The sequence below is a fragment of the Microcoleus sp. A006_D1 genome, assembly GCF_036702805.1.
In the GTDB taxonomy this organism is placed as follows: Bacteria; Cyanobacteriota; Cyanobacteriia; order Cyanobacteriales; family Microcoleaceae; genus Microcoleus.
Map to the genome: position 1 here is coordinate 157,419 of NZ_JAUBVZ010000009.1, position 23,955 is coordinate 181,373.

The following is a 23,955-nucleotide window of genomic DNA, read 5'->3' on the forward strand; positions in this document are numbered from 1 at the left end:
CGAACAAATTCCCCCATTATTAACAAATGAAAAGCCATGAGTAGAAAAGTTAGCGACAAAAGCACCAAGGCTGAAATCTTAGAAGCTTACAAGGAAGCAACGGAAGAAAAAGTCACATTAGAATCGCAAATCAAACAGCTAAATGCTGCCCCAAAGCAAACAGCAGTCCCAGAAAAACTTATTGTGGAGGCAAAGAAACCAATGGCTTTAACTGAAAATCAACAAAAAATGCAGTCTACCATCGACAATTTAATTTTGCTGCAATTTGGCTTTGGCGGCGCTGTCAGCGAGTTGTCGGAAAAATTAACTTCGGAAGCTGCTAAACTAGAAGAGTTGCGGCGCACTGTGGGCGGGGAAATTCAACAACTGCAAGAGTTGCACAGTTTAGAAGATGTTGCGGAAGATACACTAGACAATTTAATTCAGCAGTACGAAGAAAGTGCGAAAACTTTTACTAACGAACTCAGCGAACAGCGCGAAACTGTCGAACAGGAGTTGCTGGAACAGCGGCTAGCTTGGGAAAAAGAGCAGGAGTTGCAAAAGTTGGCTGTTAAAGAACGCAATGAGAATCAGCAAAAAAATCGCGATCGGGATGAAGAGTTGTATGATTATGATTTGAATCTTCAGCGAGATTTGGACATTGAAGAATACGAACAGCGCCAGGAAAGGCTGTATCAAGAAATTGAAGAGTTTCGGCAAGAACAGGAGAAGCAGTGGGCGGAACGCGAAAAATTGGTTGCGGAACGGGAAAAACTGTCTGCGGAAGTTAAGGCTAAGGTGGAAGCTTTCCCGAAAGAACTGGAAGCTAATATCAAGAATGGGAAAGATACTGGTCGGAATATTGGCAATTATCAAGCTAAGATTAAGGCTGATTTGTTGGCTAAAGATATTGAAGGACAAAAGCAGAATTATGAACTGCAAATTCAAGGGATGTTGCAGACTATTCAAAATCAAGATGTGCGGATTGCTAGTTTGTCGAAACAGCTTGATTCTGCTTTGAAACAGGTTCAAGATTTGGCGGTGAAGGCGATTGAGGGTTCGTCGAATTTGAGTTCTTTCCAAGCTGTGCGGGAAATTGCGATCGAACAAGCGAAGACTCAGCAGAAAAATAAGTAGATAAGTCGGCGGTTTTAGGAATTAATTAGTTGGGATTGTATTGTAGAGATGTAGAATTCTGCATCTCTACATTTTTGGGAACAAATAAAATAAATTATGCCGATCGCCCGCTGGCCGTGCAAAAATAGAAGTATTTAGGCTGGAGGTAAGTGCTATGGCTGATACTAACAACTTTGAACTGCGGGATATTCCGATATATTCTATCCCTCAAGCAGCACAATATCTCAGGCTGCGGAGAGATATGTTGCGACATTGGGTTGTTGGCTGGTACTCGCAAACAAAAACGGACAAGCACTTCTTTGAGCCGTTGATTGAGTTACCTCAACACAATAATCTTGAACTGCTGCCCCAGTCCAAAACTAGACTACTTTCTTTCACCAATTTGGTAGAGGCTCATGTTTTGATTGCTATTTTTAAGGCTACAGGCTTTTCCCGCAAGCAACTTAGCACCACTCTCAAATGTGTCAACCGTAATTTTTCTACTCCTCACTTATACGCTCGAATTGAGTTTCAAGTCGAGGGAATTGCTCTTTTGTTTGAGAGATGCGGACAGAAGCTTGCAACATCCGGTAGGGAACAGGAAGCGAGGCAGATTCTAGACATTTATTTCGATCGCATTGTACGAGATGAAGCTGGATTACCTCTCAAACTCTATCCTTTCACAAAACTACCAGGTGCTGACGAACCTAAAACAGTGATGATTGACCCCGGAATCTCCTTTGGTCGCCCAGTTTTGGCTGGAACTGGCATTCCCACAGCTATGCTGGCAGAACGTTACAAAGCGGGTGATTCCATAGATGAACTTGCCGAGGACTACAATTGCTCGCGCCTCCAAATAGAGGAAGGTATTCGCTGCGAACTTCCGCTAGTAGCATGAATGAGATATTTTTCATCGATCGATGTTTAGGAAAAAAACTGGCAGATTCGTTACGAAATGCGGGGGCGACAGTAGAAATTCATGACGATCATTTTAGTCAAGACCTCAATGATGAGGATTGGCTGAGGATAGTTGGAGAAAGCAATTGGGTTGTACTTACAAAGGACAAGAAAATTGCTAGTCGTCCTTTGGAGTTATTGGCCGTGGCTCAAGGTAATGTACGGCTGTTTGCATTTGTGGGTGGCGATGTTTCTGGAGTTGTAGTCGCACAAGCTTTTGTAAATGCCTTAGAAAATATGAAACGATTTATTCGGGGGAATCAAGCACCTTTTATTGCTAAGGTGTACCAGTCTGGTTTGGTCAAGCCCTGCAAAAACCAAAAGGAACTTTTGAGAATTCTCCCTAAAACCAGTGAGTAAATCATCTCAAAGTCAATCTCGATTAGTCCAGTTTATAAACTGTCTACTCCCTTCCAGGCTCAAAGAGTATGAAAACCTATCTACAGCGTTATAATTTTTAGTTGAAAGCCCGATCGCCCTGTTCACTTATTTAAACTGTCCCTACTCTTCCTGAATCCTCCGATCAAGCTTCCTATTGTTGAAGTTAATCAACCAAAAGATATATTTGACTTAGAGGCATTATGCAGAAACAAATCATACGTCAAAAAGATACTAATGCTTGGATTCTTCAATGTTGGGTTTCTTTTATTGTTGCCATTTCCGCAACTACTGTCGGTGTGATTTATTTACAGGTCGATCCTTGGCAAAAAGCTTTTATGGGTATGGGTTTAACCTTTTCAGTTGGCTCGTCTTTTACTTTAGCAAAAACCATTCGGGATAACAACGAGGCAACAACATTAACTGCCAGAATCGACGAAGCGAGAGTTGAGAAGATTCTCGCTGAGCATCATCCTCTGAAATAAATCTAATTATACAGTGTATAGAAAAACAGCCCGCGCGGGCTGTTTTTGTTTGTTGAGCCACAGGTTTTAAGCTGTGGATTTGAATTGTGGATTTCAATGGCTGTGTTTGAACTTAGCCTTCTGGCGCTGGCGCACACCCGCCTGAACCGTAGCCATATCTACGGGAAAACCAACGACAGGAATCACCTGATCCTTGCGTTCTTCTTCCAGATTCTTGAGTTCGGTGTAATCAACCCAGTGAATGCAATTCACCGGACAAGTGTCCATCGCCTCCGCAATCAACTCTTCAGAATCCCCGTCTTGTCGAACCACGCGCGATCGCCCGTAATCCGGTTCAATGTAGAAAGTATTGCGAGCAACATGAGCGCAGTGCTTGCAGCCAATGCAGGTAATCTCGTCAACGTAGACACCTTTTTGGCGCAACACGCCACCTAACTCCGGTTCTAAACCAGTGCGATCGGGCGCATCCCGCAAAAATCCGCCTAACTCCGGCTCTAAACCAGTGCGATCGATTGCTGTATCTATTCCGAGTCCAGAAAGCTCAGACATTTAGATCCCCCACAATAGTAAATAAGTCCGCTTGGGCGGACTTTAGATGAGACTTGAATTGCAAAAATCTCGCAAAATTATTAAGCAGCACACCAGCGCTGAACCACCAAGCGGATCGAACCGTCTTGATTTTGCTTTTGCTCAGAAACTTGGAAACCCTGCTTAGCGCTTTCATTCACCACAGTATGGTAAGCGTAGCGCTGAGTCACCTTATTCAGAAAACGGTCTACAGACCAAGCTTGCTGCCAAAACTGCAAATCAGCCACCAATTCATACTCAGTCCCGTTCCAGCTAAAACCTAAGTCATAGCCGTTTTCTTGCTCAATCACCACCTCAGCAGTGCTGGTGAGGCCGCGATAGCCACGCACCTCAGTCGGGCCCGACTTCCAGTCGATACCCAAGTCAGTTAAAGCAGCTTCCAAAGAATTCAAATTGCGGATCTGGGTCTTAATTTGGCTAAAGTGTGACATGGTGATTCCCAAAAAGATTAAGTGAACTCAACAAAAAAAATTACCAATCGCTAAAACCCACTTGGGTTGTCGCTTCGGCTGACTGATTGAGCGTTTGCGCGAAATATTCAGATGTTGACTCTTGATGAAGTACCACGCCTAGCTGGGCTTCGATCGCAGCCGTTACCTCAGCGCAGGATGCACCGACAATGCCGGTGACTGTTTCCTGTACGCGGCCATCTGGATAAATCACAAACTCTAGTGTTTCCATAATCCGGGCTGACTGAATAGGAACAATGAAATCTGACACCGACACCAGCAAGCCAGGGACGATGCCTCCTGAAGTCGCTTCTTGAGAGTTGGCTGACTGACAAAGGGCTATATCAATTTTGACGAATTGACAGGTTTTGAGTCACAACTTAACAGAAGTTATTAATAGGTAGGAGCAATACATGAGTGTTATGTAAAGTTTCGCGTACTTTGTGACAGCAGTCAAGTCCTTAGGGTTGAGATCAGATAAGACGGCGGTTGAAACCGCCGTCTTATTGGTAATACTGAGATATTGCACCATTGTCATAAGTTTTTCAAGGCTGGGCGAAAAGCCTGTTAAGCGAGAATGGTGCAAGATCTCAGGTTAAAAAAAGTACACAAGTACGATCGCCCGAAAGCCCAACCTCTAAATCAAAGTGAGATTAGCAGTCACAAAACTTCCCAGAAGTCGATCTGGCTTCACCGAATTAACCACAGCCAAAACTTGACCGGAATCAGCAACTCGGATCGCGGTGTTGCAACCGACAGCCTCCAGCCGCAAGCTAGCAAACGTCAAACCTTCAGAAAGCCCGATCGAATCTATCCCAACTTGGAAATCGGCGATCGCATCAGCAGCAGCCACATCAGTCGGTGCGCCTTCAAGTCCCAGCAAAAACAAATCATTCCCCGGCCCGCCAATCAAGGTATCTTGAGCCAAATCGCCCAAGAGCGTATCGTTACCTTCGGCGCCAAATAGCAAATCCGATCCTTTGCCACCGAACAGCAAATCATCGCCATTGTTACCGATGACAGTATCATTACCTAGATCGCCCCGGAGTCGATCGTTCCCAGCACCGCCGGCAACCAAATCGTTATCCTTGCCGCCAAACACAACATCATCGCCAGCAGCCCCATCGATAGTATCGCTGCCGGGATTGCCAAAAATTCGATCGCTCCCATCGCCTCCAAACAGACTATCAGAACCATCCAAACCAAACATCGTGTCATTGCCTTGACCGCCATTGATACTATCTTCACCGTTAGCACCAAACAGCAAATCATCCCCTGAATTTTCTAGAGTCAGAATCGGCCCAGGTTCCAGTACAGGCATCGGTATAGATACCAGAGTCGGACATGATTCCGTTGGCGGTATTGGTGTCGGTGTTGGTGTTGGTGTCGGTGTTGGTTGCGTCACCACAAGCCTCGGAGTCGGAGTTGGCGTCGGTTCAGCCGTCGGAGTCGGAGTCGGAGTTGTGGGAGTCGGAGTTGTGGGAGTTGGAGTTGTCGGAGTCGGAGTTGTCGGAGTCGGAGTTGTCGGAGTCGGAGTTGTCGGAGTCGGAGCGACTACAGGTGTTGGAGTTGGCGCAGGTGGAGCCGGAGGCGTTGGCACAGGCGTCGGTGTCGGTGGAGCCGGAGGCACAGGCGTCGGGGTCGGCGGTTGTGTCGGAGGGGGTGGAGGCGAGACAGCAAAACTATTAAAAATTTCGGTACTGCTGAAATTTCCCAAATTTTGGATCACACCAGAACCAGGAGTAGTCCCAGTCGGCGTCGCAAAGAAGTTGAAAATCTCCACATCTGAACCATTAACAATGCCATCTTGGTTCAAGTCAATCACCAAACTGGTGCCATTTCGTCCCAAGCCCGTCTTTCCAGGAGCAAGAGTGAGTGAAAGCGTGACTCCCGGAATGGTTAAGGAATTTATGCCACCCGTATCTGAAATTACGCTACCTTGAGCCGTCGTACCATCCAACTGATAAAAATCATTGCCCGCCCCTCCAAACAAGAGGTCAGCACCGCCACCACCAATCAGAGTATTGTTGCCCTCATCTCCAAACAAAATATCATTGCCCAACCCCCCGTTTAAAGAATCATCGCCGGCCTCACCGCTCATAAAATCATTGCCAGCCCCGCCATTCAGCAAATCATTGCCAGCCCCGCCAAACAGGAAGTCACTACCATCGCCACCAGACAGGAAGTCATTACCAGCCAAACCATCTAAATAATTAGCGCCAGTATTCCCTGTCAAAGAATCATTACCGCTACCACCGATAATATCTTCGATGTTAATGAGATTGTCCGTTCCCTGTCCCGTTGCCGTCCCGGTTGCCAAATTAGCGACTATCGGCCCAGTTGCTGTTCCGTAAGAAACAAGGTCAACACCTTCTCCACCATCAACCGTGTCATCGCCAGCCCCCCCGCTCAGCAAATCATTGCCAGCCCCGCCATTCAGGATGTCATTACCATCATCACCAAACAAGAAGTCAATACCTTCTCCACCATCAAGCGTGTCATTACCAGCTTCCCCAACCAGAAAATCGTCACCCAATCCGCCACCGAGGAAGTCATTGCCATCACCGCCGAACAGGAAGTCACCGCCATCCAATCCCAACAGAGAGTCATTACCAGCCAAACCATCTAAATAATTAACGCTAGTATTCCCTGTCAGAGAATCATTACCGCCGCCACCGAAAATATTTTCGATGCTAATGAGAGTGTCAGTCCCCTCTCCTGTTGCTATCCCTGTCACGAGATTTACCAGCACTGGAGTTGTCGCTGCCCCGTAGGAAACGAAGTCAAAACCGTCTCCGCCGTCGATCAAATCGCTGCCAGAACCTCCACCCAGAAAATCGTCGCCGACTCCCCCTTTGAGAATGTCATTGCCATTACCGCCTAATAGGAAATCGTCGCCATTCTCTCCAGAAATTGAATCATCGCCATTATCACCAGACAGGGAGTCACTGCCATCCCCGCCATTGATGGAGTCATTGCCAAAACCGCCAATTATTGCATCGTTGCCCAATCCGCCTAGAAGGGTAGCAGATTTGTTCGCACCGGCGATCGTCTCATCGCTAATGAGAGTATCATTCCCCGCATCGCCAAGTATTAAGTCATTACCACCAATGCTGAAAATAAAATCATTACCTTCACCTCCGCTGAGAGTTGAATTGCCAAGCCCGTCAAATAAGGTGTCATCGCCAAGTCCCCCCAGGAGGGAGTTATTCCCCTCATCGCCGAAGAGAAAGTCGTTACCTCCAAGGCCGACGAGGGTATCTTTTCCTCCTGCTCCGAAGATGTCGTCATTGTTCGCAGTTCCTGTGAGTAAGGTGTCATTGTTATTGGGTGCAAAAATAGATGCCATGATTTAATTTCCTCGGATGATGAGTATCTGGGTTTTTGCTGGTTAAAATGTACTATTTCGGTTTTGTAGTCGCACGAAATAGCATTTAGTCATTACTAAATGAAGTTTGATTGGTCGCGATCTATCTTCAAGCAGGTGTTGTTACAATGTCAGATATGACTCAATACTCTTTGCACAAGACAGTGCGATCGGCAAAATGCTTTGACAAACAGATACTGCGATGGCAACGGTGAGTTAGCAAGGACAAAAAAGTGTTGATTGAACAGTATTGAGATACGACTTGTATTGCATCTGTAAAGTTGTCAGTATTATCACCTAGATTATTTCTAAAGTAAATTCATAAAAGTCATGACTTTAAATCATAGAAGTCATATTTTAAAGTCATAAAAGTCATAAACTTAAAGTCATAAAAGTCATATTTTAGTGATTCCAGGTGCTGCTGGGAGCAACGGCCCACTAATGGTTTGATTATTTATTGACAGATAATTTAAATGCCGATCGAACTTACTGCCTTCTCACAGCATTAGATCTGGGGTCTAAAGCGTCTCGCAGGCCGTCGCCCAAAAGGTTGAAACCTAGAACTGTCAAGGTAATTAGCAAACCGGGAAACAAAATAGTCCAAGGAGACGAAAGAGCGTATCCACCCTTGAAAGCGTCCGAAAGCATCGTCCCTAACTCCGGCGCTGGCGGTTGTGCGCCCAAACCGAGAAAACCTAAACCAGCAGCTTCTAGTGTGGCTGTACCAGTCGAAAGAGTTGCTTGTACAACTAGCGGCGCGAGACTTCCCGGCAAAATGTGGCGAAAAATAATCCGCAAGTCGCTGGCGCCCAAGGCCTTGACAGCTAACACAAACTCTTGTTCCCGCAGCGACAGCACCATGCTGCGAGTTAAGCGGATGTAAATCGGAATTTGCACGGCGCTGACGGCGATAATTACGCTTTGCAGGCTCGGCCCGGTGACGGTAACAACGGCGATCGCCAGTAAGATTGAAGGAAAAGCTAGCAAAATATCCGCCAAAGTGCCGATCGCCACTTCAGCCCACCCCCGAAAATAACCGGCGAAGAGCCCCAACAGCGCTCCCACAATTAAACCCGCAGCCACAGAAACCAGGCTGACGATCAAAGATATCCCCAATCCGTGCCACACCCGCACTAACAAATCTCGCCCCAAACCGTCGGTACCGAACCAATGTTTGACATTAGGAGCCACTAAGCGCGACAAATAATCGCGATCGACCGCCGGATTGTAAGGGGAAAGTAGGGGAGCTAACAGTGCCGAAAAAATCAGCGCTACGGTCACAATTAAGCCGATTTTCCCAGAGGTCGATCGGCCAAATCGTTGCCAAGCAGGCTGTGAAAATATTAATTTTTTATTTAATTTTCGATTTTCCATAATTTGCTGTCACCAAAAAAACTCACAGTTGTGCCCGATCGCAGTTTTTATAGCGAATGGTAGATGCCAAATGCCCGATCCCTTCGTAAAAGACCCTTTAAGATATAGAAACAAGATAAATTTAAAAGCGCAATGACATCAACCCTACTCAAATCAACCTCCAGACCGCCCCTCAACGCCCCAACAGTCCGCCATTTCCCCAACGGACTCACAGTTATAGCTGAACACCTGCCGGTTGATGCCGTGAACCTCAGCGTGTGGATGAATCTCGGTTCAGCCGTCGAATCCGACGAAATCAACGGTATGGCGCACTTTTTAGAACACATGATTTTTAAGGGAACTCCCAGCATCAAGAGTGGAGAATTTGAGCGGGCGATCGAACAACGCGGCGCTGTCACCAATGCAGCTACCAGCCAAGATTACACGAACTACTACATCACCACAGCCCCTAAAGATTTTGCCGAACTAGCACCGCTACAAGTCGATGTCTTGCTCAACGCCAGCATTCCCGACGATGCCTTCGATCGCGAGCGCCTGGTAGTATTGGAAGAAATTAGACGATCGGAAGACAATCCCCGCCGCCGCACCTATCAGCGATCGATGCAATTAGCCTTTGAAGTCCTGCCCTACAATCGACCCGTACTCGGCCCGACTTCCGTCATCGAAAATCTTACCGCCCAACAAATGCGGGATTTCCACAGCAGCAGATATCAGCCCGGGGCGATGACAGCAGTCGCAGTAGGTAATTTGCCGGTCGATCGACTAATTGAAATTGTCGCAGACAGTTTTGCCGCAAAAAGCACAGCACGAAACGGCAACATAAATCTGCCCTCAACAGATAGCATTCACCCGCAATTTCAAAACCCAACCTACGGCCAAGAATTGCCATTTACCGAAACAATCCGCCGCGAATTTGTAGACTCAACCCTTCAGCAAGCTCGACTGATTGTGATGTGGCGAGTCCCCGGTTTTGTGGAAATGTCCGAAACCTATGCCCTAGACGTTTTGGCGACAGTATTGGGACACGGGCGCACAACTCGCTTGGTTAAGGATTTGCGGGAAGATCAAGGGCTAGTTTCGTCAATTTCGGTCAGCAACATGACTCAGCGACTGGGTGGCGTATTCTCGATTTCTGCTCAACTAGCGACAGAAAACATAGAAGCAGTGGAAGCAGCCATCGTCGGACACATCCGCACTCTGCAAACCGAACTGGTGACAGATGCCGAAATTTCCCGCATCCGCACCCAAGTAGCAAATCGGTTTGTCTTCGCTAACGAAACTCCTAGCGATCGAGCAAGTCTTTACGGTTACTATCAGTCGATGGTAGGAGATATCGCTCCCGCCCTCAACTACGCAGCCTCCATACAAGCTTTGACTGCGCAGGATCTCCGGGAAGCCGCAGTCAAATATCTGTCTCCAGACGCGATCGGTGTTGTGATAATTCGCCCCGAAGCAGCATAAATTTGCTCAACAGCAGGGCAATTCTATCATTGCTCTGCTTTTGAGACATCCAACGGTGTTCGTCGGTAGAAAGAAAGCCAACGGGCGCTAGGGATTTTTGGTCAATAGTACGCAAAGTGCGATCGGCTGTCACCTTAAAGGTTTGTATCGAATCATGAATACAAAGTCCTTAAGGTGCGGACGATCTGTAAAATTGCCGTAATTTTCTGAGACTATAAACTTGGAATCCTTGACGTGGGTAGGCAAACATGAGATTACAAAACTTTCTAAAGTCAAAAATTAGGTACGATTCCAAGGCGATCGCCGCTGACGACGACCTCAGCCGCCAAATTCAAAGCCGCCTCATTGACCTCGGTTTACTGAAACCTCCGGTAGACGGAATGTTTGGGCCTCTTTCTACCGCCGCCCTCCACCGATTTCAAACTCTGATGAAGTGTGGCGAACCGGGTTTTTTGGGAGCAATCACAGCCCAAAAGCTGATCGAAGCCAAACCGGGAGACATTCCCAAACCTCGCCCGATCCTGAAAATCCTCAAAGACACCATTTTAAAATCAAAACCGCTGGCGTCTTCTCAACTTCAGGACTCGGAAAAACAAGTAATCCCAGCGGGAAAAGAGTTTGAACTGCTGGCTTTTGCTCCGATTCGCGGTCATATTAGAGTTGCTCTGCGCAACGAGTCTTTCAAAGGTTCAGGGATTTGGTATGTTTTCGGAGGACACGCTCAAATTACTCTAGACGGCGCTCTGCTTTATCCCAAACCGAATCCGCCAACTGTCAGACTGGGCATTCCTTATCGATCGCAAATGGATAACTTGTACAATCCTACAGGTGCTTGCAATGTAACTTCAATAGCGATGTGTTTGGACTTTTTGAGAATTCCCCGGCGCAGAAGAACCGGACAATTTGAGGATGAACTCTACGAATATGCGATCGCCAAAGGTTACAGTCGTTGGGACCCGTACGATTTAGCAAAGATTGTTAGAGATTACGGCGCCCAAGATTTCTATACCGAGAATGCAACTATTGATGACGTTCAAGATTGGTTAGCCAGCGGAAATCCGGCTGTAATTCACGGATATTTCACATCTTTCGGTCACATTATAGTTGCCGCAGGCTACGACAGCGAAGGATTCTTCGTTCACGATCCCTATGGCGAGTGGTTCCCAACTGGCTACGACACAACTGTTAGCGGTGCTTACTTGCACTATTCCTATCGCTTAATCCGCAACGTCTGTATGGCTGATGGGAATTTTTGGGTGCATTTTATCTCCAAATAATTGGGCATTGGGCATCGAGAATTGGGAATTGGTAATTGGTAATTGACTTTCAACTAATGACTAATGATTGCTGCAACTTCCAACTGGCAATGCAGTTATTGTAGGGTGCGTCAGGGCAGAAGGTTTTGACGGAATACTAATGATTTTCCCCCTGACGCACCCTACTACTCTCCAAATAATTGGGAATTGGGAATTGGGAATTGGGAATTGGGAATTGGACATTGGGCATTGGCTGGTTTCAATGACAAACAAATAACCAATAACCACTAAGCAATAACCAATAACCAATAACCACTAACCAATAACCACTAACTATTAATTTTCATACTCAAATCCAGCCAAGTCGATCGCGTAATCGGAGCACTGGTTGAAATATAATCAACTCCAGTTTCTGCTACACTTCTAATAGTTTCTAACGTCACATTGCCGGAAGCTTCGATTTTTACCCGATCGCCCTTTTCGCGAATTATTGCCACGGCCTGCCGCATCAGATCGAAGGACATATTATCCAACATGATGATATCCGCCTTGTGCTGAAGAGCTGTCTCCACCTCAGCCAGAGTTTCGGTTTCAACTTCGATTGTCAGCGGATAGGGGATAGAATTGCGAATTAGGGCGATCGCCTGTGCAATTCCGCCAGCCGCCGCGATATGATTGTCTTTAATCATCACCGCATCATCTAATCCCATCCGGTGATTGCAAGCACCGCCGACTTGAGTCGCGTATTTTTCCAACAATCTCAATCCCGGCGTAGTCTTGCGAGTATCGACTAATTGCACGGGTAAATCGGCAATTTTGTCAACATATTTGCGAGTTAAAGTAGCGATGCCGCTCAAACGCATTGCCAAATTTAATGCTACTCTTTCTCCTGTTAGCAGTGCGTCAAAATTGCCTTGAATCTCTGCAATTATTTCTCCTTTTTCGCACAATTTCCCTTCGGGTACTTGCGGGATGAAACTGAGGCTGCTGTCTAAAAGTTTAAAAGTGCGATCGGCAATGGGCAATCCAGCAACGACTCCAGCCTCTTTGACAATCCATTTAGCAGTACCTGGGACGCTCTCTGCGGGGAATAAGGCCGATGTTGTGCGATCGCCCCTACCGATATCTTCTAACAGCCAGTTGTGCAATAGGGAGTCTAAAATAATCCAAGGTGGCAATATTGCATTCATGTTTTGTTTGTTATTCCTGCTACTAGGAACGATAGTCGATCGGGCGATTTTAGGCAAGTTGCAGAATGATGATGGTGTGAGTGCGATTTTGGGCGATCGTACTAGATAATCGGGCTACTCTGTTGCTGACATTGGGTTTTGGTGCTTTAATGGAGTAGATGGGGCGATCGCGAGAATAAACAATGATACAGCCAGTCATTTTAGAAAAACTAGAAGAACTCCCTGAGTCTCTTCAGACAGAAGTGCTTCATTATATTGAGTTTTTGCTAGAAAAGCAGGCTAAAAACTCAACTCAAGAAAAGCCGACAAAGCGAGGCGGACTTGGAATTTGGAAAGATAAAATCTGGATGTCTGATGATTTTGATGAACCTCTCGAAGATTTAAAGGATTATATGTAAACATGAATATTCTACTGGATACCCATACTCTTCTCTGGTACTTGGAAGACAGTAAACAATTAAGTTCTAAAGCAGCAGAAATTATTGAAGATCCAAGTAATACTCTCTGCTTGAGTATCGCCAGCTTATGGGAAATTTCAATAAAGCTTGGTTTAGGAAAACTTAGCTTGCAAAACTCATTTTCTGAGTTAGAGGAAGTGTTGCAACAACTAAAAATAGAGGTTTTGCCTATCACATTCTCTGATACAGAGTGCTATCTTAACTTACCCCTGCATCACCCTTGATCCTTTCGATCGCATTCTGGTGGCACAGGCGATGAATCATTCCCTTGTTTTGATTAGTCGCGATGTGGCTTTTGATGCCTATGACATTCAGCGGGTATGGTCATAGGTGTGGCAGGTATTCTGTTGCTGACATTGGGTATTTGTGCTTTAATGGAGTAGATGAGTATGGATTAATAGTTAGACCTTTGAGCTGGGGGCTTAGTTAAGAGGCTATCTGTGGGCAGCAATGCTCAAGTAGGCGGAAGCTTTTGGTTTATGGAGTTAAATTATTCAAGTGTGAAGCATTCCTAAAGGAGAATCATTAAATGGTGGATCTTTCTGACAAAATAATTGAATTAATTATTGACAAAATTTTAATTGGAGGTATCGTTTTAGCAGCAGGTTATTGGCTCAATAAAAGATTCGAGATATTTAAGAATGAGACTAACGAAAAATATCACCAGAGACAATTAATTGCTGAACTTGAAAATCAACAAAAACAACAAATCTCTATATTAGAAGATCAGATTGCTATAGCCCAATACAATGCAGAATTGGAATTTATAGAAAGACAGATTTCCGAGTTTTACTGGCCTATATATTTAAGATTAGAAAAAGATAATGTAATGTGGAAACGAATAAAGTCTTTGAGCTCTGAAAAAAATGTTTTACCCGAAGCTGCAAGTGAAGCTATAGAAAAAGAGTTCATCCTTAAGAATCACCAAGAAATAGTTGAGATCATAGAATCTAAAATACATTTGGCAGAGAATTCCAATAACAGCAAAGAGTTGATAAATGAGTTGCTGAAGTATATCAAGCACGTTGCAATTTATAAAACAATCCGTTCTATAAAGGAACTTCAAAGATTTAACCCAATTGACCTGAATGAGCCATTTCCTGAAAGAATTCATCCCTTGATTGAAAATAAGTTTCTAGAATTGCAGAATAGATATGAATACCTTAAAAAGGTTAAGTTGGGAGAGCTTAGGAAATAAAATTACTTGCACAGGTAGCGATCACCTTAGCTATCACTTAAATCGATCACGATCGCTTAAAACTAATGACTAATCAGCCGGAGAGCGAATATCAGCAACTCCTACTCAACAAGTAGCCGATCGCACTTAAAGAAACAAACTAATATCAACTTGGAAAAATCCGCTAATTTTCTGGCTTCATCTATTTCGATCGCCCTTCCGCTAACAAAAACTTTATCAACCTCTGTTTCCGTTCCCAAAACTGGAATCAAATCAGATTTTTCCAAGTTTCTCGCATCCATTAAATGTTGCAACATTAAACCAGCATTTCCTGCCGGAATTGGATAATTTTCAGATTCAAATTTTTCAATCAGCGTTATCAAAAGCTCCAGAAATAGCTCTTCCTCCAGCGATCGCATAGGGCGGTGTTCCAGTTCGCAAGCGAGAGCGATCGCGGCCTCGTTTTCTGCTTCATTTGCGATCGGTTTTGGTTGATAGCGAACAAGTAAATCTGTATAAGATTTTGCATCAAAAGTACGGATCATTTTTCCACTCATCCTTACTTAGATTTACACTCTTAGCGATCGCCATTTCTATTTAAGCTACAGTAAAAGCTATATTTTCACTTCACCACATTAGGTATATTTCCACTACCTAAAACCTGTGTAGCATCTAAAACTTCTATCCCTACCAATAACTCATTTTCCCCAATATTTAAAGCAATTTCGTCATTTAACTGAAAAGTGCGACACTGATGTTTACCTTCTACAAGTCTAATGTAGAGAGCATCAATTTCCGAATCATAACTAATCTTCATAAATTTTTACCTCAAAAATAGAATGTATACTACGATAGAATTAGTGAATCAGGTTTCGTAATGAAGTACCCACTGCATACAGTTTCCAAGCCAGTCTCAGGTAGCGAAGTTCAAAAACTTGCCCATGCCCTTAAGACTGGCGGTTATGTTGCAAATGAAGCTGCTTTAGCTTTGGCTCAACGGATTGCGGCTCGTCGCCATCGTCGGAAAGCTGCCAATGCCGCCAAGTAGTAAGTTTGCAGGAGTTGATTTTTCCGAGTTGCCTGTCGAGCATTTGACCTCCGAGCTTACCATTTCTGGTCAGGGGTTTCGCTGTCTGCGGGGTGAGTTTGTCACCTACTGGCGACAAGGACGCATTCAGCGAGATATAGATGCTTGTATCAGTCAATGCTGGATTTTACGCGGTGAAGACAGTTTGGCAGGTTACATCACGCTACTCACAGATAAACTGGAATTAGATGAACCAATCCTACTTGACGAAGGCGTTCAGTACCGATCGTTTCCAGCCATCAAGATTGGTTTATTAGCAGTCGATAGACGTGCCAAAGGAGCAGGTCGCCGTCTAGTTGAATGGGCAGTAGAGTACGTTGCAGCGGAGATTTCACCTACAGTTGGTGTGCGCTTTATGACCGTTGACGCACTTTACGACCCGGATACTACTCCTCCCTATGACGCATCTGGCTTTTACGAGAAGTTTGGTTTTCAATTTGTCGCTCCTAATGAGTCTTTACCATCATCAGTGCCTTATCGTACAATGTATCTCGATCTCAAGCCATTGATCGATCTATTGAGTATCCAAGATAACGACTAACAACTCCCAAAAAAACTAAAGCCCTTTTCCGTCGTTGCGGGAAAAGAGCCTTAATTTATTATTAACCTGGCACTGAGCTATTTTACCGGGCAGTGACCCGCCGAGTATCTTCGCCATAGCAACGTTTAACAACCGAGTTCGGGATGGATCGGAGTGGTTCCATTACATCATAAGCACCAGGAAAGCTTTGAAAACTTTAAATCCTGTGTCTGCGTTAAGTTTGATGCGCTGCATCTCTTTCGCTCGACTTAATTACATTACCAAACTCCCCTAAGTTTGTCAACCCCTTTGTCAAAAGTTTTTTTTCGATGAAGTCATGGAGTCGCATGAGGGGCGAGAAACCGGGTTTTTATGAAAATATTTCGTTGCAGGCGACAGATTCCGAAAAAACCCGGTTTCTGGGAGTCTGAGCGCGTCAGCCCAATCACAAATCCAAAAAAGCAGCATCAGTTCCCTGCTCTCGGCGAATCTTCCCATCCTTTACAAACCACGCCACAACCTGCTTAACTGTTAATTGCTCGATCGCACTTTCAGATTCCACAGCAATTTGCCTCAACGGTCGCAAAGACGCCACCACCAAATTAGTAAAAAAGTTTTCAAAACTAGCATCAACTTGAATCGACTGTTGAATGCTCTGATCATTCTTAATCCAATCCATCACCTGCTGATTAGACACCTCAGTTATCGGCCTCCCAGTCTCCCCAGCAATTTGCTTGAGCACCCTCAAACCATAAATTGCCAATCGAGTCGAAAACTTTTCCTTCGACGACAGCAGCGCCATATCAACTTCCGCGCACTCTTCCGGCTTTAAAAAATCTGCTAGCGGTTCCATAGTTATTAGTTATTAGTTACTTGTTACTTGTTACTTGTTATTGCTAATCCGTGACATCCGTGACATCCGTTAAATCCGTTACAAAATCCGCTGCCAAATCTTCATCCGTGACATCCGTTAAATCCGCTACAAAATCCGTTGCCAAATCTTCATCCGTTAAATTCGCTACAAAATCCGTTGCCAAATCTTCATCCGTTAAATCCGCTACAAAATCCGCTGCCAAATCTTCATCCGTTAAATCCGTTACCAAATCCGCTACAAAATCCGTTGCCAAATCTTCATCCGTTAAATCCGTTACAAAATCCGCTGCCGAAGTTCCTTCCTAGCAATAGAATAACCGCAACGCTGTTCCCCATCAATAATCCAGTGAGTCCGCTCAACAGTACAATCCGGCAACACAGCCGCAAACATCTCCAACTCATTGCCGCAAACACTCGGAAAAGTTTCCGCCACATTAGAAATCGCGCAGTTGTGTTCCATCAACACAAATCGATCGCACATTTCCACATCTACAGATTCTACAGGATAACACTCAGCCATATAACCTTCAGCCCTGCGGAGCTCCACCAAGTTAGTCACCCGCTCTTGCAACGAACCAGAACCCACCAACCTGCGATAGTCCGTCGCCTTGCGCTGCCACTGTTTTCGCAGGATACTAATAACTTGCTCGCGGCCGACGGTTTCCGCCAACGTATCCAGGAAAGACAATGCAAAATCGCCATAACGATTCGGGAAGCGATCGCGCCCCAGACTGGTAAGCTCATAAATGTGTTGTGGTCGCCCCATCCCAGCCTGAACCGACCGATACTGAATTACGCCCTCCGCCTCCAAATCCTTCAAATGACGGCGAATCGCCTGGGCGCTAATATCCAAAGACTCCGCCAACTCAAGAGCCGTCCCTTGACCTCCCTTGAGCAAAAACTGCAAGATGTCTTGTTTAGTGGAAGTCTGCTGAGTCTGCATCATCTTCACAAAAAAATATTAATTTGACTTTGACAAGATCGCTATTGTTAATGTAGCTTAAAATAATAGTAAAGCAACAGACTTGTTGTTTAACTTAACCGAGCAGTCCAGCAGAACTCGCTCAAGCCCAGACAGGGATTGCCCCGTCTGCCATCTTTGAGAGAATTATCTAGAACACTGAACACACAAAATAATGAGTTCTACCACAGCCCAAACCCTAGTCAACCAGCCCTACAAATACGGTTTCGTCACCGACATCGAGTCAGACACCATCCCCCGCGGCTTGAGCGAAGATGTAGTGCGACTGATTTCCTCCAAGAAAAACGAACCAGAATTCCTGCTGCAATTTCGCCTCAAAGCATACCGCAAATGGCTGACCATGACCGAGCCAACCTGGCCTCATGTCAACTATCCCGCGATCAACTACCAAAACATTATCTACTACTCCGCCCCAAAACAAAAGCCCAAAAAGCTCAACAGTTTGGACGAAGTTGATCCGACACTATTAGAAACCTTCGAGAAATTGGGAATTCCCCTATCCGAACAAAGACGACTGGGAAATGTCGCCGTCGATGTTGTTTTCGACAGCGTTTCAATTGCCACAACCTTTAGAGAAAAGCTAGCCAAAGACGGCGTTATATTCTGTTCCATCACAGAAGCCGTCAAAGATTATCCCGAACTAATCGAAAAATATCTTGGCACAGTTGTACCAGTAGGCGACAACTTTTTCGCAGCCCTCAACTCCGCCGTATTTACCGATGGTTCCTTCGTTTTCATTCCCAAAGGCGTCAAATGCCCAATGGAATTGTCAACCTATTTCCGCATCAACAACGAAGATTCCGGCCAGTTCGAGCGCACCCTAATTATCGCAGAAGAAAATAGCTCTGTGTCTTACTTAGAAGGCTGCACTGCGCCGATGTTTGACACCAACCAACTGCACGCCGCCGTCGTGGAATTGGTAACAATGGATAATGCTGATATCAAATACTCGACTGTGCAGAACTGGTACGCCGGCGATGCTAATGGTAAAGGCGGCATTTACAACTTTGTGACTAAGCGCGGCTTGTGTCAAGGAGTAAATTCCAAGATTTCTTGGACACAAGTAGAAACAGGTTCGGCGATTACTTGGAAATATCCCAGTTGCGTCTTAGTCGGCGACAACTCGGTGGGCGAATTCTACTCAGTAGCGCTGACAAACCACAAACAGCAAGCTGACACCGGAACTAAAATGATCCACGTCGGCAAAAATACTCGCAGCACGATTATTTCCAAGGGAATTTCGGCGGGAAATTCTTCTAACAGCTATCGCGGCTTAGTAAAAATGGGGCCTAGTGCTAAAGGTTCTCGGAATTATTCTCAGTGCGATTCGATGCTGATTGGGGATAATGCTCAAGCAAATACTTTTCCCTACATTCAAGTGCAGAACCATACTGCTAAAGTGGAACACGAAGCCTCTACTTCTAAGATTGGGGAAGAGCAATTGTTCTTCTTCGCCCAGCGGGGGATTTCCGCAGAAAATGCGATTTCAATGATGATTAGCGGTTTCTGCAAAGATGTTTTTAATCAGTTACCGATGGAATTTGCTGCGGAAGCTGATAAGTTGTTGAGTTTGAAGTTGGAAGGAAGTGTCGGATAGAAGGTTCGGCAGCGGATTTTGTAACGGATGTAACGGATGAATAATCGTTACCAGGCTGTGTCTGGTAACGCATACCCAGAGGCTCTGCTTCGCCTTTAGACCTCTTGCACTCAGTCCCAGATTATCTGGAAATTATCTGCGTTTATCTGTGTTTATCTGCCTTAAATCTGCGGTTGACTTATCAATCTCTAGGAACGAGACAAGGACCAAAAAATCAAAGGAGTTAGGAAAAAAAAGAAATGATTGTTGAAAATAGTCAAGTGATTCTATCCGTCCGCAATTTAACGGCGAATGTCGAAGATACTCAAATCCTCAAGGGTTTGAACCTAGAAATTAAATCCGGTGAAATCCATGCCATCATGGGCCCGAACGGTTCAGGAAAAAGCACCTTATCCAAAATACTAGCCGGCCATCCTGCTTATACGGTAACAGGTGGGGAAGTTACATTTTTGGGGCAGAATCTACTAGAATTACCGCCAGAAGAACGCTCTCTGGCTGGAGTATTTTTAGCATTCCAATATCCTTTAGAAATTCCCGGCGTTAGCAATGTCGATTTCCTGCGCGTAGCTTACAATGCTCACCGTAAACATCGCGGGTTGGAAGAGTTGGATGCTTTTGATTTCCAAGATTTAATCGAGGATAAGCTGGATGTTGTCAAGATGAATCCGACTTTCTTGGGGCGCAGTGTTAATGAGGGTTTTTCCGGCGGCGAAAAGAAGCGGAATGAGATTTTGCAAATGGCGCTTTTAGAACCGAAGTTAGCTATTTTGGATGAGACTGATTCCGGTTTGGATATCGATGCTCTCAAGATTGTAGCCGGCGGTGTGAATCAGTTGTCAACTGCTGAAAATTGTATGTTGGTGATTACTCACTATCAGCGGTTATTGAATTACATCATTCCTGATTTCATTCACGTCATGGAAGCTGGTAGAATTATCTTGACTGGCCCGAAAGAGTTGGCGCTGGAATTGGAAGAACGCGGTTATGACTGGGTTGTGGAAGAAGAAGCAGCAGGAGTTGGCGCGCGATGATAAATACTCAGGTTGCTACTAGAGAAATGTTTTTGGCTGGTTTGGTGAATCAGTGCGAAAAGTTGGGTGAAGCTAATCCCAAAAGTTCTGCTTACGGGTTGGATGATTTGCGCGATATTGCGACTCAATACGTGCTTGCTGCGAGTTTTCCAACTGTAAAGGATGAGGAATGGCGGTTTACAGATTTGTCGTCGCTGTTGCAAATTCAGTTTAATGTGCCCCTGAGCAATCAGTCAGCAATTAAACTGTCTGATATCATTATGCCCGTGAAAAACAAGGACGATTTACCATTAAGATTGGTATTTGTCAATGGTGTTTATGCGCCGGATTTGTCAACGGTGAAGTCGTCGGAATTTTATGCAGGTAATCTATCCAATGTACCGGAAAAATATCAGGCGCGCATCACCGATGTTTTAAGCAAGCACAAACAGCAAACAGAAGTGTTTACCGCGCTGAATCTGGCGGGTTTAGTGGATGCTGCGGTGGTGTTCGTACCGGCCAATATGTCGATCGCACTTCCGATTCACTTGCTGTTCCTGACCGCACCAGGTGCATCTCCGACCATGTGTCAGCCGCACTGCTTGGTCATAGCTGAGGCTGGAAGCAAAGTTACGCTGATTGAGGATTACACCACAATCGGCAATCTACCCGCATTTACGAATGCTGTAACGGATGTTGTTGTCGGTGAAAACGCCACGGTGAATCATGTTCGGCTTCAGCGCGAAGGTTTGAATGTTGTTCATATTGGCAAAAGTGCGATCGCCCAATCTCGCAATAGCCGTTATACTTGTCATGCTATCAGCTTGGGCGGGAAAATATCGCGGCACAATTTAGAAGTATTTCAGCGCGGCGAAGGTACTGAAACAACTTTAAACGGATTAACCGTAGCCTTTGGCGAACAGTTAGCCGACACTCACAGTTTAATCGATTTCAATCATCCCCACGGCACAACTCGCCAACTGCACAAGTGCATTGTCGGTAACAAAGCCCGCGCCGTATTTAACGGCAAAGTTTTTGTTCGGAAAGCCGCACAATTGACAGACGCCGGACAGTTGAGCCGGAATTTGTTGCTGTCATCAAGAGCTCGCGTAGACACTAAACCGCAGTTAGAAATTGTCGCCGACAACGTTAAATGTTCCCACGGTGCAACTGTCAGTCAGTTAGAAGATGATGAACTTTTCTACTTACAAAGTCGCGGTTTAGATTTAGAGAGAAGTCGCTATTTGCTGATTGATGCTTTTGCGGCGGAAATTCTGGATAAATTACCAATTGTTGGAGTGGCGAAAATGCTTTCTACCTGCATGGCTATCCAAGGATAAAGGAATTAGCCACAGACTGGGGGGTGTTTTCTTGCCTTTGCAATCAAACCCGGAGATCCCCCTAAATCCCCCTTAAGAAGGGGGACTTTGAGAATATTCTTGTCCCCCCCTTAAGAAGGGGGGCTAGGGGGGATCTCCGGGTTCAACAATACGCCCTAGAAGCAAGTTTCACAACAATACTAACTTCTGAAAATTATGACACTTATTCAAGAAAGAACCCTCGCCTCAAAATTTCGCGCCGACTTCCCAATTTTGACACAAACAGTCAACGGTAAACCGCTAATTTATCTCGACAATGCAGCGACATCTCAAAAACCCTTAGCTGTGCTCAACGCTTGGCGCGATTACTACGAACAATACAATGCCAACGTGCACCGCGGCGCTCACACTCTCAGCGCCAAAGCCACTGATGCTTACGAAGGTGCGAGAGATAAAGTTGCGGCGTTTATCAATGCAGCATCGCGGCAAGAAATTGTTTACACTCGCAACGCCACTGAAGCAATTAATTTAGTTGCTTATTCTTGGGGTTTGAGCAATCTGCAAGCGGGAGATGAAATCATCTTATCAGTCATGGAACACCACAGCAATCTCGTTCCCTGGCAAATGATTGCTCAAAAAACTGGTGCGGTGCTAAAGTTTGTTGAGTTGACAGAGACTCAGGAGTTTGATTTAGAGCAGTTCAAAACGCTGATTTCCCCTAAAACTAAGTTGGTTTCAATCGTTCACGTTTCCAATACTTTAGGCTGCATCAATCCAGTTAAAGAAATCTGCGAAATCGCCCACAGTTTCGGCGCAAAAGTTTTAATTGATGCTTGCCAAAGTGTGCCGCACATGGTAATAGATGTGCAAGCAATGGATTGCGATTGGCTGGTTGCTTCCGGTCATAAAATGTGCGCTCCGACTGGTATCGGTTTTCTGTACGGTAAACTGGACTTGCTCAGAGAAATGCCTCCGTTTTTTGGCGGTGGCGAGATGATTGCTGATGTGTTTCTCGAATATTCCACCTATGCCGATTTGCCGCACAAGTTTGAGGCGGGGACTCCGGCAATCGGTGAGGCGATCGCCCTTGGTGCAGCAATCGACTATCTTAGTAACATAGGCATGGCTCAGATTCACGCCTGCGAAGCCGATTTGACGGCTTATCTGTTCCAACAATTGCGACAAATTCCAGCCATCAAAATTTACGGGCCACAACCAGACAGCAACGGCGAAGGTAGGGCCGCGCTAGCATCATTTACTGCGGGAGAACTTCACCCTCAAGACTTGTCTACGATGTTAGATCAAGATGGGGTCGCGATTCGTTCCGGGCATCACTGCACGCAACCTTTGCACCGCTATTTGAACATTTCATCTACTGCACGGGCGAGTTTGTATTTTTACAATACTTATGAGGAGATTGATGTGTTTGTGAAAGCGTTGAAAGAGACGATCGACTTTTTCAGTTAAATTATACAGTAAGCCACAGTTCCGGTAAGGACACGGCATTGCCGTGTCCCTACATCCGCGTCCATCCGCGTGCATCTGCGGTTAAAAAAGATGGCTCTTTCGGAAGTAGCTTTGCCCGTGGTACAATAAAATCAGAGTTGTCTCAGCTCAGGAGATTTTGAGATGATTGCTACTAATTCAAGTTTAGCGGAACAGAGAACACTGCTAGAAAATATTAGCTGGTCAACCTTTGAAACCTTGCTCAAAGAAATAGGCGATAATCGAGGTTATCGAATAGCTTACGATGAGGGTATGTTAGAGATTATGACTCCTTCATACCAACATGAAAATTATAAACTTCAGTTTCATCGCTGCATTTTCATTTTAGCCGAAGAACTCGACAGTGAGATTAAAAGTGCTGGCTCAACGACTCTCAAGCTCAAAAATGCCAGAAAAGGCATAGAACCAGATAACTGCTATTATATCCAAAGTGAACGAGCAGTCAGAGGCAGACAAGAACTGGATTTAGAAACTGCCCCGCCGCCCGATTTAGCAATTGAAATAGATATTACCAGCAGTTCAATTAATAAATTGGCAATTTACTCAGCACTGGGTGTCCCGGAACTCTGGATATATAACGGGCGAGATTTGAAATTTTATCAGTTGGCAGAAAGAGAATATATTGAACGCGAATTTAGCATTGCTTTTCTCTTTGTGTCGGTAGCGGAAATGGCTGGGTTTTTCACTCGCACTCAAACGATAGGGGAAATGGCTTTGCTGAAATCCTTTAGGACTTGGGTTAAGGAGAAAATATAAAATTTTCAATGTCGCAAAATAAAAATTTCCGCAGAGAGTCAAAGATGCGAGATTTTTGGTAGTATGTTGA

At 45.2% G+C, this 23,955-nt stretch carries 27 protein-coding genes and 1 rRNA gene; 16 read left to right on the plus strand and 12 right to left on the minus strand.

Going from position 1 to position 23,955, the window contains the following annotated elements:
* Nucleotides 1-36 precede the first annotated feature (36 nt).
* The 4 genes from QUB68_RS17900 to QUB68_RS17915 all read left to right on the plus strand — a co-directional run bounded on the left by QUB68_RS17900 (nucleotide 37) and on the right by QUB68_RS17915 (nucleotide 2,915).
* The gene (locus QUB68_RS17900) at nucleotides 37-1,116 is read left to right on the plus strand and encodes a hypothetical protein (protein ID WP_332994962.1); all 1,080 of its coding nucleotides are present in this window, start codon (nucleotides 37-39) and stop codon (nucleotides 1,114-1,116) included.
* Nucleotides 1,117-1,270: 154 nt separating this feature from the next.
* Nucleotides 1,271-1,993, plus strand: coding sequence for a DUF433 domain-containing protein (locus tag QUB68_RS17905; RefSeq protein ID WP_332994964.1), 723 nt, complete (start codon nucleotides 1,271-1,273; stop codon nucleotides 1,991-1,993).
* On the plus strand, nucleotides 1,990-2,412 hold the full coding sequence (locus QUB68_RS17910; RefSeq protein ID WP_332994967.1) for a hypothetical protein: 423 nt from the start codon (nucleotides 1,990-1,992) through the stop codon (nucleotides 2,410-2,412). The genes QUB68_RS17905 and QUB68_RS17910 overlap by 4 nt, the downstream gene beginning before the upstream one ends.
* Nucleotides 2,413-2,633: 221 nt before the next feature.
* Nucleotides 2,634-2,915 (plus strand): YiaA/YiaB family inner membrane protein, encoded by a 282-nt coding sequence (locus QUB68_RS17915; RefSeq protein WP_332949608.1) that lies wholly within the window; start codon nucleotides 2,634-2,636, stop codon nucleotides 2,913-2,915.
* A gap of 93 nt (nucleotides 2,916-3,008) precedes the next feature.
* Here QUB68_RS17915 and QUB68_RS17920 read toward each other — a convergent pair whose 3' ends face one another.
* The 5 genes from QUB68_RS17920 to QUB68_RS17940 all read right to left on the minus strand — a co-directional run bounded on the left by QUB68_RS17920 (nucleotide 3,009) and on the right by QUB68_RS17940 (nucleotide 8,693).
* Nucleotides 3,009-3,464: a ferredoxin gene (locus QUB68_RS17920; protein ID WP_332994970.1), complete on the minus strand. Its 456-nt coding sequence runs from the start codon at nucleotides 3,462-3,464 to the stop codon at nucleotides 3,009-3,011.
* A gap of 80 nt (nucleotides 3,465-3,544) precedes the next feature.
* On the minus strand, nucleotides 3,545-3,934 hold the full coding sequence (locus tag QUB68_RS17925) for a DUF1257 domain-containing protein (protein WP_332994972.1): 390 nt from the start codon (nucleotides 3,932-3,934) through the stop codon (nucleotides 3,545-3,547).
* Between the two features lie 40 nt (nucleotides 3,935-3,974).
* The gene (locus tag QUB68_RS17930) at nucleotides 3,975-4,184 is read right to left on the minus strand and encodes a DUF2997 domain-containing protein (RefSeq protein WP_332994974.1); all 210 of its coding nucleotides are present in this window, start codon (nucleotides 4,182-4,184) and stop codon (nucleotides 3,975-3,977) included.
* Nucleotides 4,185-4,589: 405 nt separating this feature from the next.
* Complete coding sequence (locus tag QUB68_RS17935; RefSeq protein ID WP_332994976.1) at nucleotides 4,590-7,301, minus strand: calcium-binding protein; 2,712 nt, start codon at nucleotides 7,299-7,301, stop codon at nucleotides 4,590-4,592.
* 504 nt (nucleotides 7,302-7,805) lie between these two features.
* Nucleotides 7,806-8,693: an ABC transporter permease gene (locus QUB68_RS17940; protein WP_332994978.1), complete on the minus strand. Its 888-nt coding sequence runs from the start codon at nucleotides 8,691-8,693 to the stop codon at nucleotides 7,806-7,808.
* 132 nt (nucleotides 8,694-8,825) lie between these two features.
* On the opposite strand from QUB68_RS17940, the gene QUB68_RS17945 reads away from it, so the two are divergent.
* Both QUB68_RS17945 and QUB68_RS17950 read left to right on the plus strand, forming a co-directional pair.
* Entirely contained in the window at nucleotides 8,826-10,154 is a 1,329-nt protein-coding gene (locus tag QUB68_RS17945) for a M16 family metallopeptidase (protein ID WP_332994980.1), read from the plus strand.
* A gap of 248 nt (nucleotides 10,155-10,402) precedes the next feature.
* Nucleotides 10,403-11,431: a C39 family peptidase gene (locus tag QUB68_RS17950; RefSeq protein WP_332994982.1), complete on the plus strand. Its 1,029-nt coding sequence runs from the start codon at nucleotides 10,403-10,405 to the stop codon at nucleotides 11,429-11,431.
* Nucleotides 11,432-11,739: 308 nt separating this feature from the next.
* Here QUB68_RS17950 and nadC read toward each other — a convergent pair whose 3' ends face one another.
* Nucleotides 11,740-12,600 carry a carboxylating nicotinate-nucleotide diphosphorylase gene (gene nadC, locus QUB68_RS17955; RefSeq protein WP_332994984.1) on the minus strand — a complete coding sequence of 287 codons (861 nt, stop codon included), beginning with the start codon at nucleotides 12,598-12,600 and terminating at the stop codon, nucleotides 11,740-11,742.
* Nucleotides 12,601-12,782: 182 nt separating this feature from the next.
* Between nadC and vapB the strand changes: the two genes are divergently transcribed.
* The 3 genes from vapB to QUB68_RS17970 all read left to right on the plus strand — a co-directional run bounded on the left by vapB (nucleotide 12,783) and on the right by QUB68_RS17970 (nucleotide 14,256).
* On the plus strand, nucleotides 12,783-12,998 hold the full coding sequence (gene vapB, locus QUB68_RS17960) for a type II toxin-antitoxin system VapB family antitoxin (protein ID WP_332994986.1): 216 nt from the start codon (nucleotides 12,783-12,785) through the stop codon (nucleotides 12,996-12,998).
* 2 nt (nucleotides 12,999-13,000) lie between these two features.
* Nucleotides 13,001-13,282, plus strand: a complete 282-nt coding sequence (locus tag QUB68_RS17965; RefSeq protein WP_332994990.1) for a type II toxin-antitoxin system VapC family toxin — start codon at nucleotides 13,001-13,003, stop codon at nucleotides 13,280-13,282.
* A gap of 305 nt (nucleotides 13,283-13,587) precedes the next feature.
* Nucleotides 13,588-14,256 carry a hypothetical protein gene (locus QUB68_RS17970; protein ID WP_332994992.1) on the plus strand — a complete coding sequence of 223 codons (669 nt, stop codon included), beginning with the start codon at nucleotides 13,588-13,590 and terminating at the stop codon, nucleotides 14,254-14,256.
* 101 nt (nucleotides 14,257-14,357) lie between these two features.
* Here QUB68_RS17970 and QUB68_RS17975 read toward each other — a convergent pair whose 3' ends face one another.
* Nucleotides 14,358-14,780, minus strand: coding sequence for a helix-turn-helix domain-containing protein (locus QUB68_RS17975; RefSeq protein WP_332994994.1), 423 nt, complete (start codon nucleotides 14,778-14,780; stop codon nucleotides 14,358-14,360).
* A 77-nt stretch (nucleotides 14,781-14,857) separates the two neighbouring features.
* The gene (locus QUB68_RS17980) at nucleotides 14,858-15,052 is read right to left on the minus strand and encodes a DUF2283 domain-containing protein (protein WP_332994995.1); all 195 of its coding nucleotides are present in this window, start codon (nucleotides 15,050-15,052) and stop codon (nucleotides 14,858-14,860) included.
* A 60-nt stretch (nucleotides 15,053-15,112) separates the two neighbouring features.
* On the opposite strand from QUB68_RS17980, the gene QUB68_RS17985 reads away from it, so the two are divergent.
* Together QUB68_RS17985 and QUB68_RS17990 are read left to right on the plus strand one after the other, a co-directional pair.
* Nucleotides 15,113-15,283 (plus strand): hypothetical protein, encoded by a 171-nt coding sequence (locus QUB68_RS17985; RefSeq protein ID WP_332994997.1) that lies wholly within the window; start codon nucleotides 15,113-15,115, stop codon nucleotides 15,281-15,283.
* On the plus strand, nucleotides 15,270-15,863 hold the full coding sequence (locus QUB68_RS17990; protein ID WP_332995000.1) for a GNAT family N-acetyltransferase: 594 nt from the start codon (nucleotides 15,270-15,272) through the stop codon (nucleotides 15,861-15,863). Before QUB68_RS17985 ends, QUB68_RS17990 begins: the two co-directional genes overlap by 14 nt.
* A gap of 64 nt (nucleotides 15,864-15,927) precedes the next feature.
* Here QUB68_RS17990 and rrf read toward each other — a convergent pair.
* From rrf to sufR, 4 genes are all read right to left on the minus strand, one after another.
* A 5S ribosomal RNA gene (rrf, locus tag QUB68_RS17995) occupies nucleotides 15,928-16,044 on the minus strand.
* Nucleotides 16,045-16,287: 243 nt separating this feature from the next.
* Nucleotides 16,288-16,695: a hypothetical protein gene (locus QUB68_RS18000; protein WP_332995001.1), complete on the minus strand. Its 408-nt coding sequence runs from the start codon at nucleotides 16,693-16,695 to the stop codon at nucleotides 16,288-16,290.
* A gap of 43 nt (nucleotides 16,696-16,738) precedes the next feature.
* On the minus strand, nucleotides 16,739-16,969 hold the full coding sequence (locus QUB68_RS18005) for a hypothetical protein (protein WP_332995004.1): 231 nt from the start codon (nucleotides 16,967-16,969) through the stop codon (nucleotides 16,739-16,741).
* A 20-nt stretch (nucleotides 16,970-16,989) separates the two neighbouring features.
* Entirely contained in the window at nucleotides 16,990-17,661 is a 672-nt protein-coding gene (sufR, locus tag QUB68_RS18010) for an iron-sulfur cluster biosynthesis transcriptional regulator SufR (RefSeq protein ID WP_332995006.1), read from the minus strand.
* 190 nt (nucleotides 17,662-17,851) lie between these two features.
* On the opposite strand from sufR, the gene sufB reads away from it, so the two are divergent.
* The 5 genes from sufB (at nucleotide 17,852) to QUB68_RS18035 (ending at nucleotide 23,885) form a co-directional block, all read left to right on the plus strand.
* Nucleotides 17,852-19,294 carry a Fe-S cluster assembly protein SufB gene (gene sufB / locus QUB68_RS18015; RefSeq protein ID WP_332995009.1) on the plus strand — a complete coding sequence of 481 codons (1,443 nt, stop codon included), beginning with the start codon at nucleotides 17,852-17,854 and terminating at the stop codon, nucleotides 19,292-19,294.
* A 239-nt stretch (nucleotides 19,295-19,533) separates the two neighbouring features.
* Nucleotides 19,534-20,325, plus strand: a complete 792-nt coding sequence (sufC, locus tag QUB68_RS18020; protein WP_332995012.1) for a Fe-S cluster assembly ATPase SufC — start codon at nucleotides 19,534-19,536, stop codon at nucleotides 20,323-20,325.
* Nucleotides 20,322-21,644 carry a Fe-S cluster assembly protein SufD gene (sufD, locus tag QUB68_RS18025; RefSeq protein WP_332995015.1) on the plus strand — a complete coding sequence of 441 codons (1,323 nt, stop codon included), beginning with the start codon at nucleotides 20,322-20,324 and terminating at the stop codon, nucleotides 21,642-21,644. The genes sufC and sufD overlap by 4 nt, the downstream gene beginning before the upstream one ends.
* Before the next feature lie 195 nt (nucleotides 21,645-21,839).
* Nucleotides 21,840-23,090 carry a SufS family cysteine desulfurase gene (locus QUB68_RS18030; protein WP_332995017.1) on the plus strand — a complete coding sequence of 417 codons (1,251 nt, stop codon included), beginning with the start codon at nucleotides 21,840-21,842 and terminating at the stop codon, nucleotides 23,088-23,090.
* 162 nt (nucleotides 23,091-23,252) lie between these two features.
* Nucleotides 23,253-23,885 carry a Uma2 family endonuclease gene (locus QUB68_RS18035; protein WP_332995019.1) on the plus strand — a complete coding sequence of 211 codons (633 nt, stop codon included), beginning with the start codon at nucleotides 23,253-23,255 and terminating at the stop codon, nucleotides 23,883-23,885.
* Nucleotides 23,886-23,955: the final 70 nt, after the last annotated feature.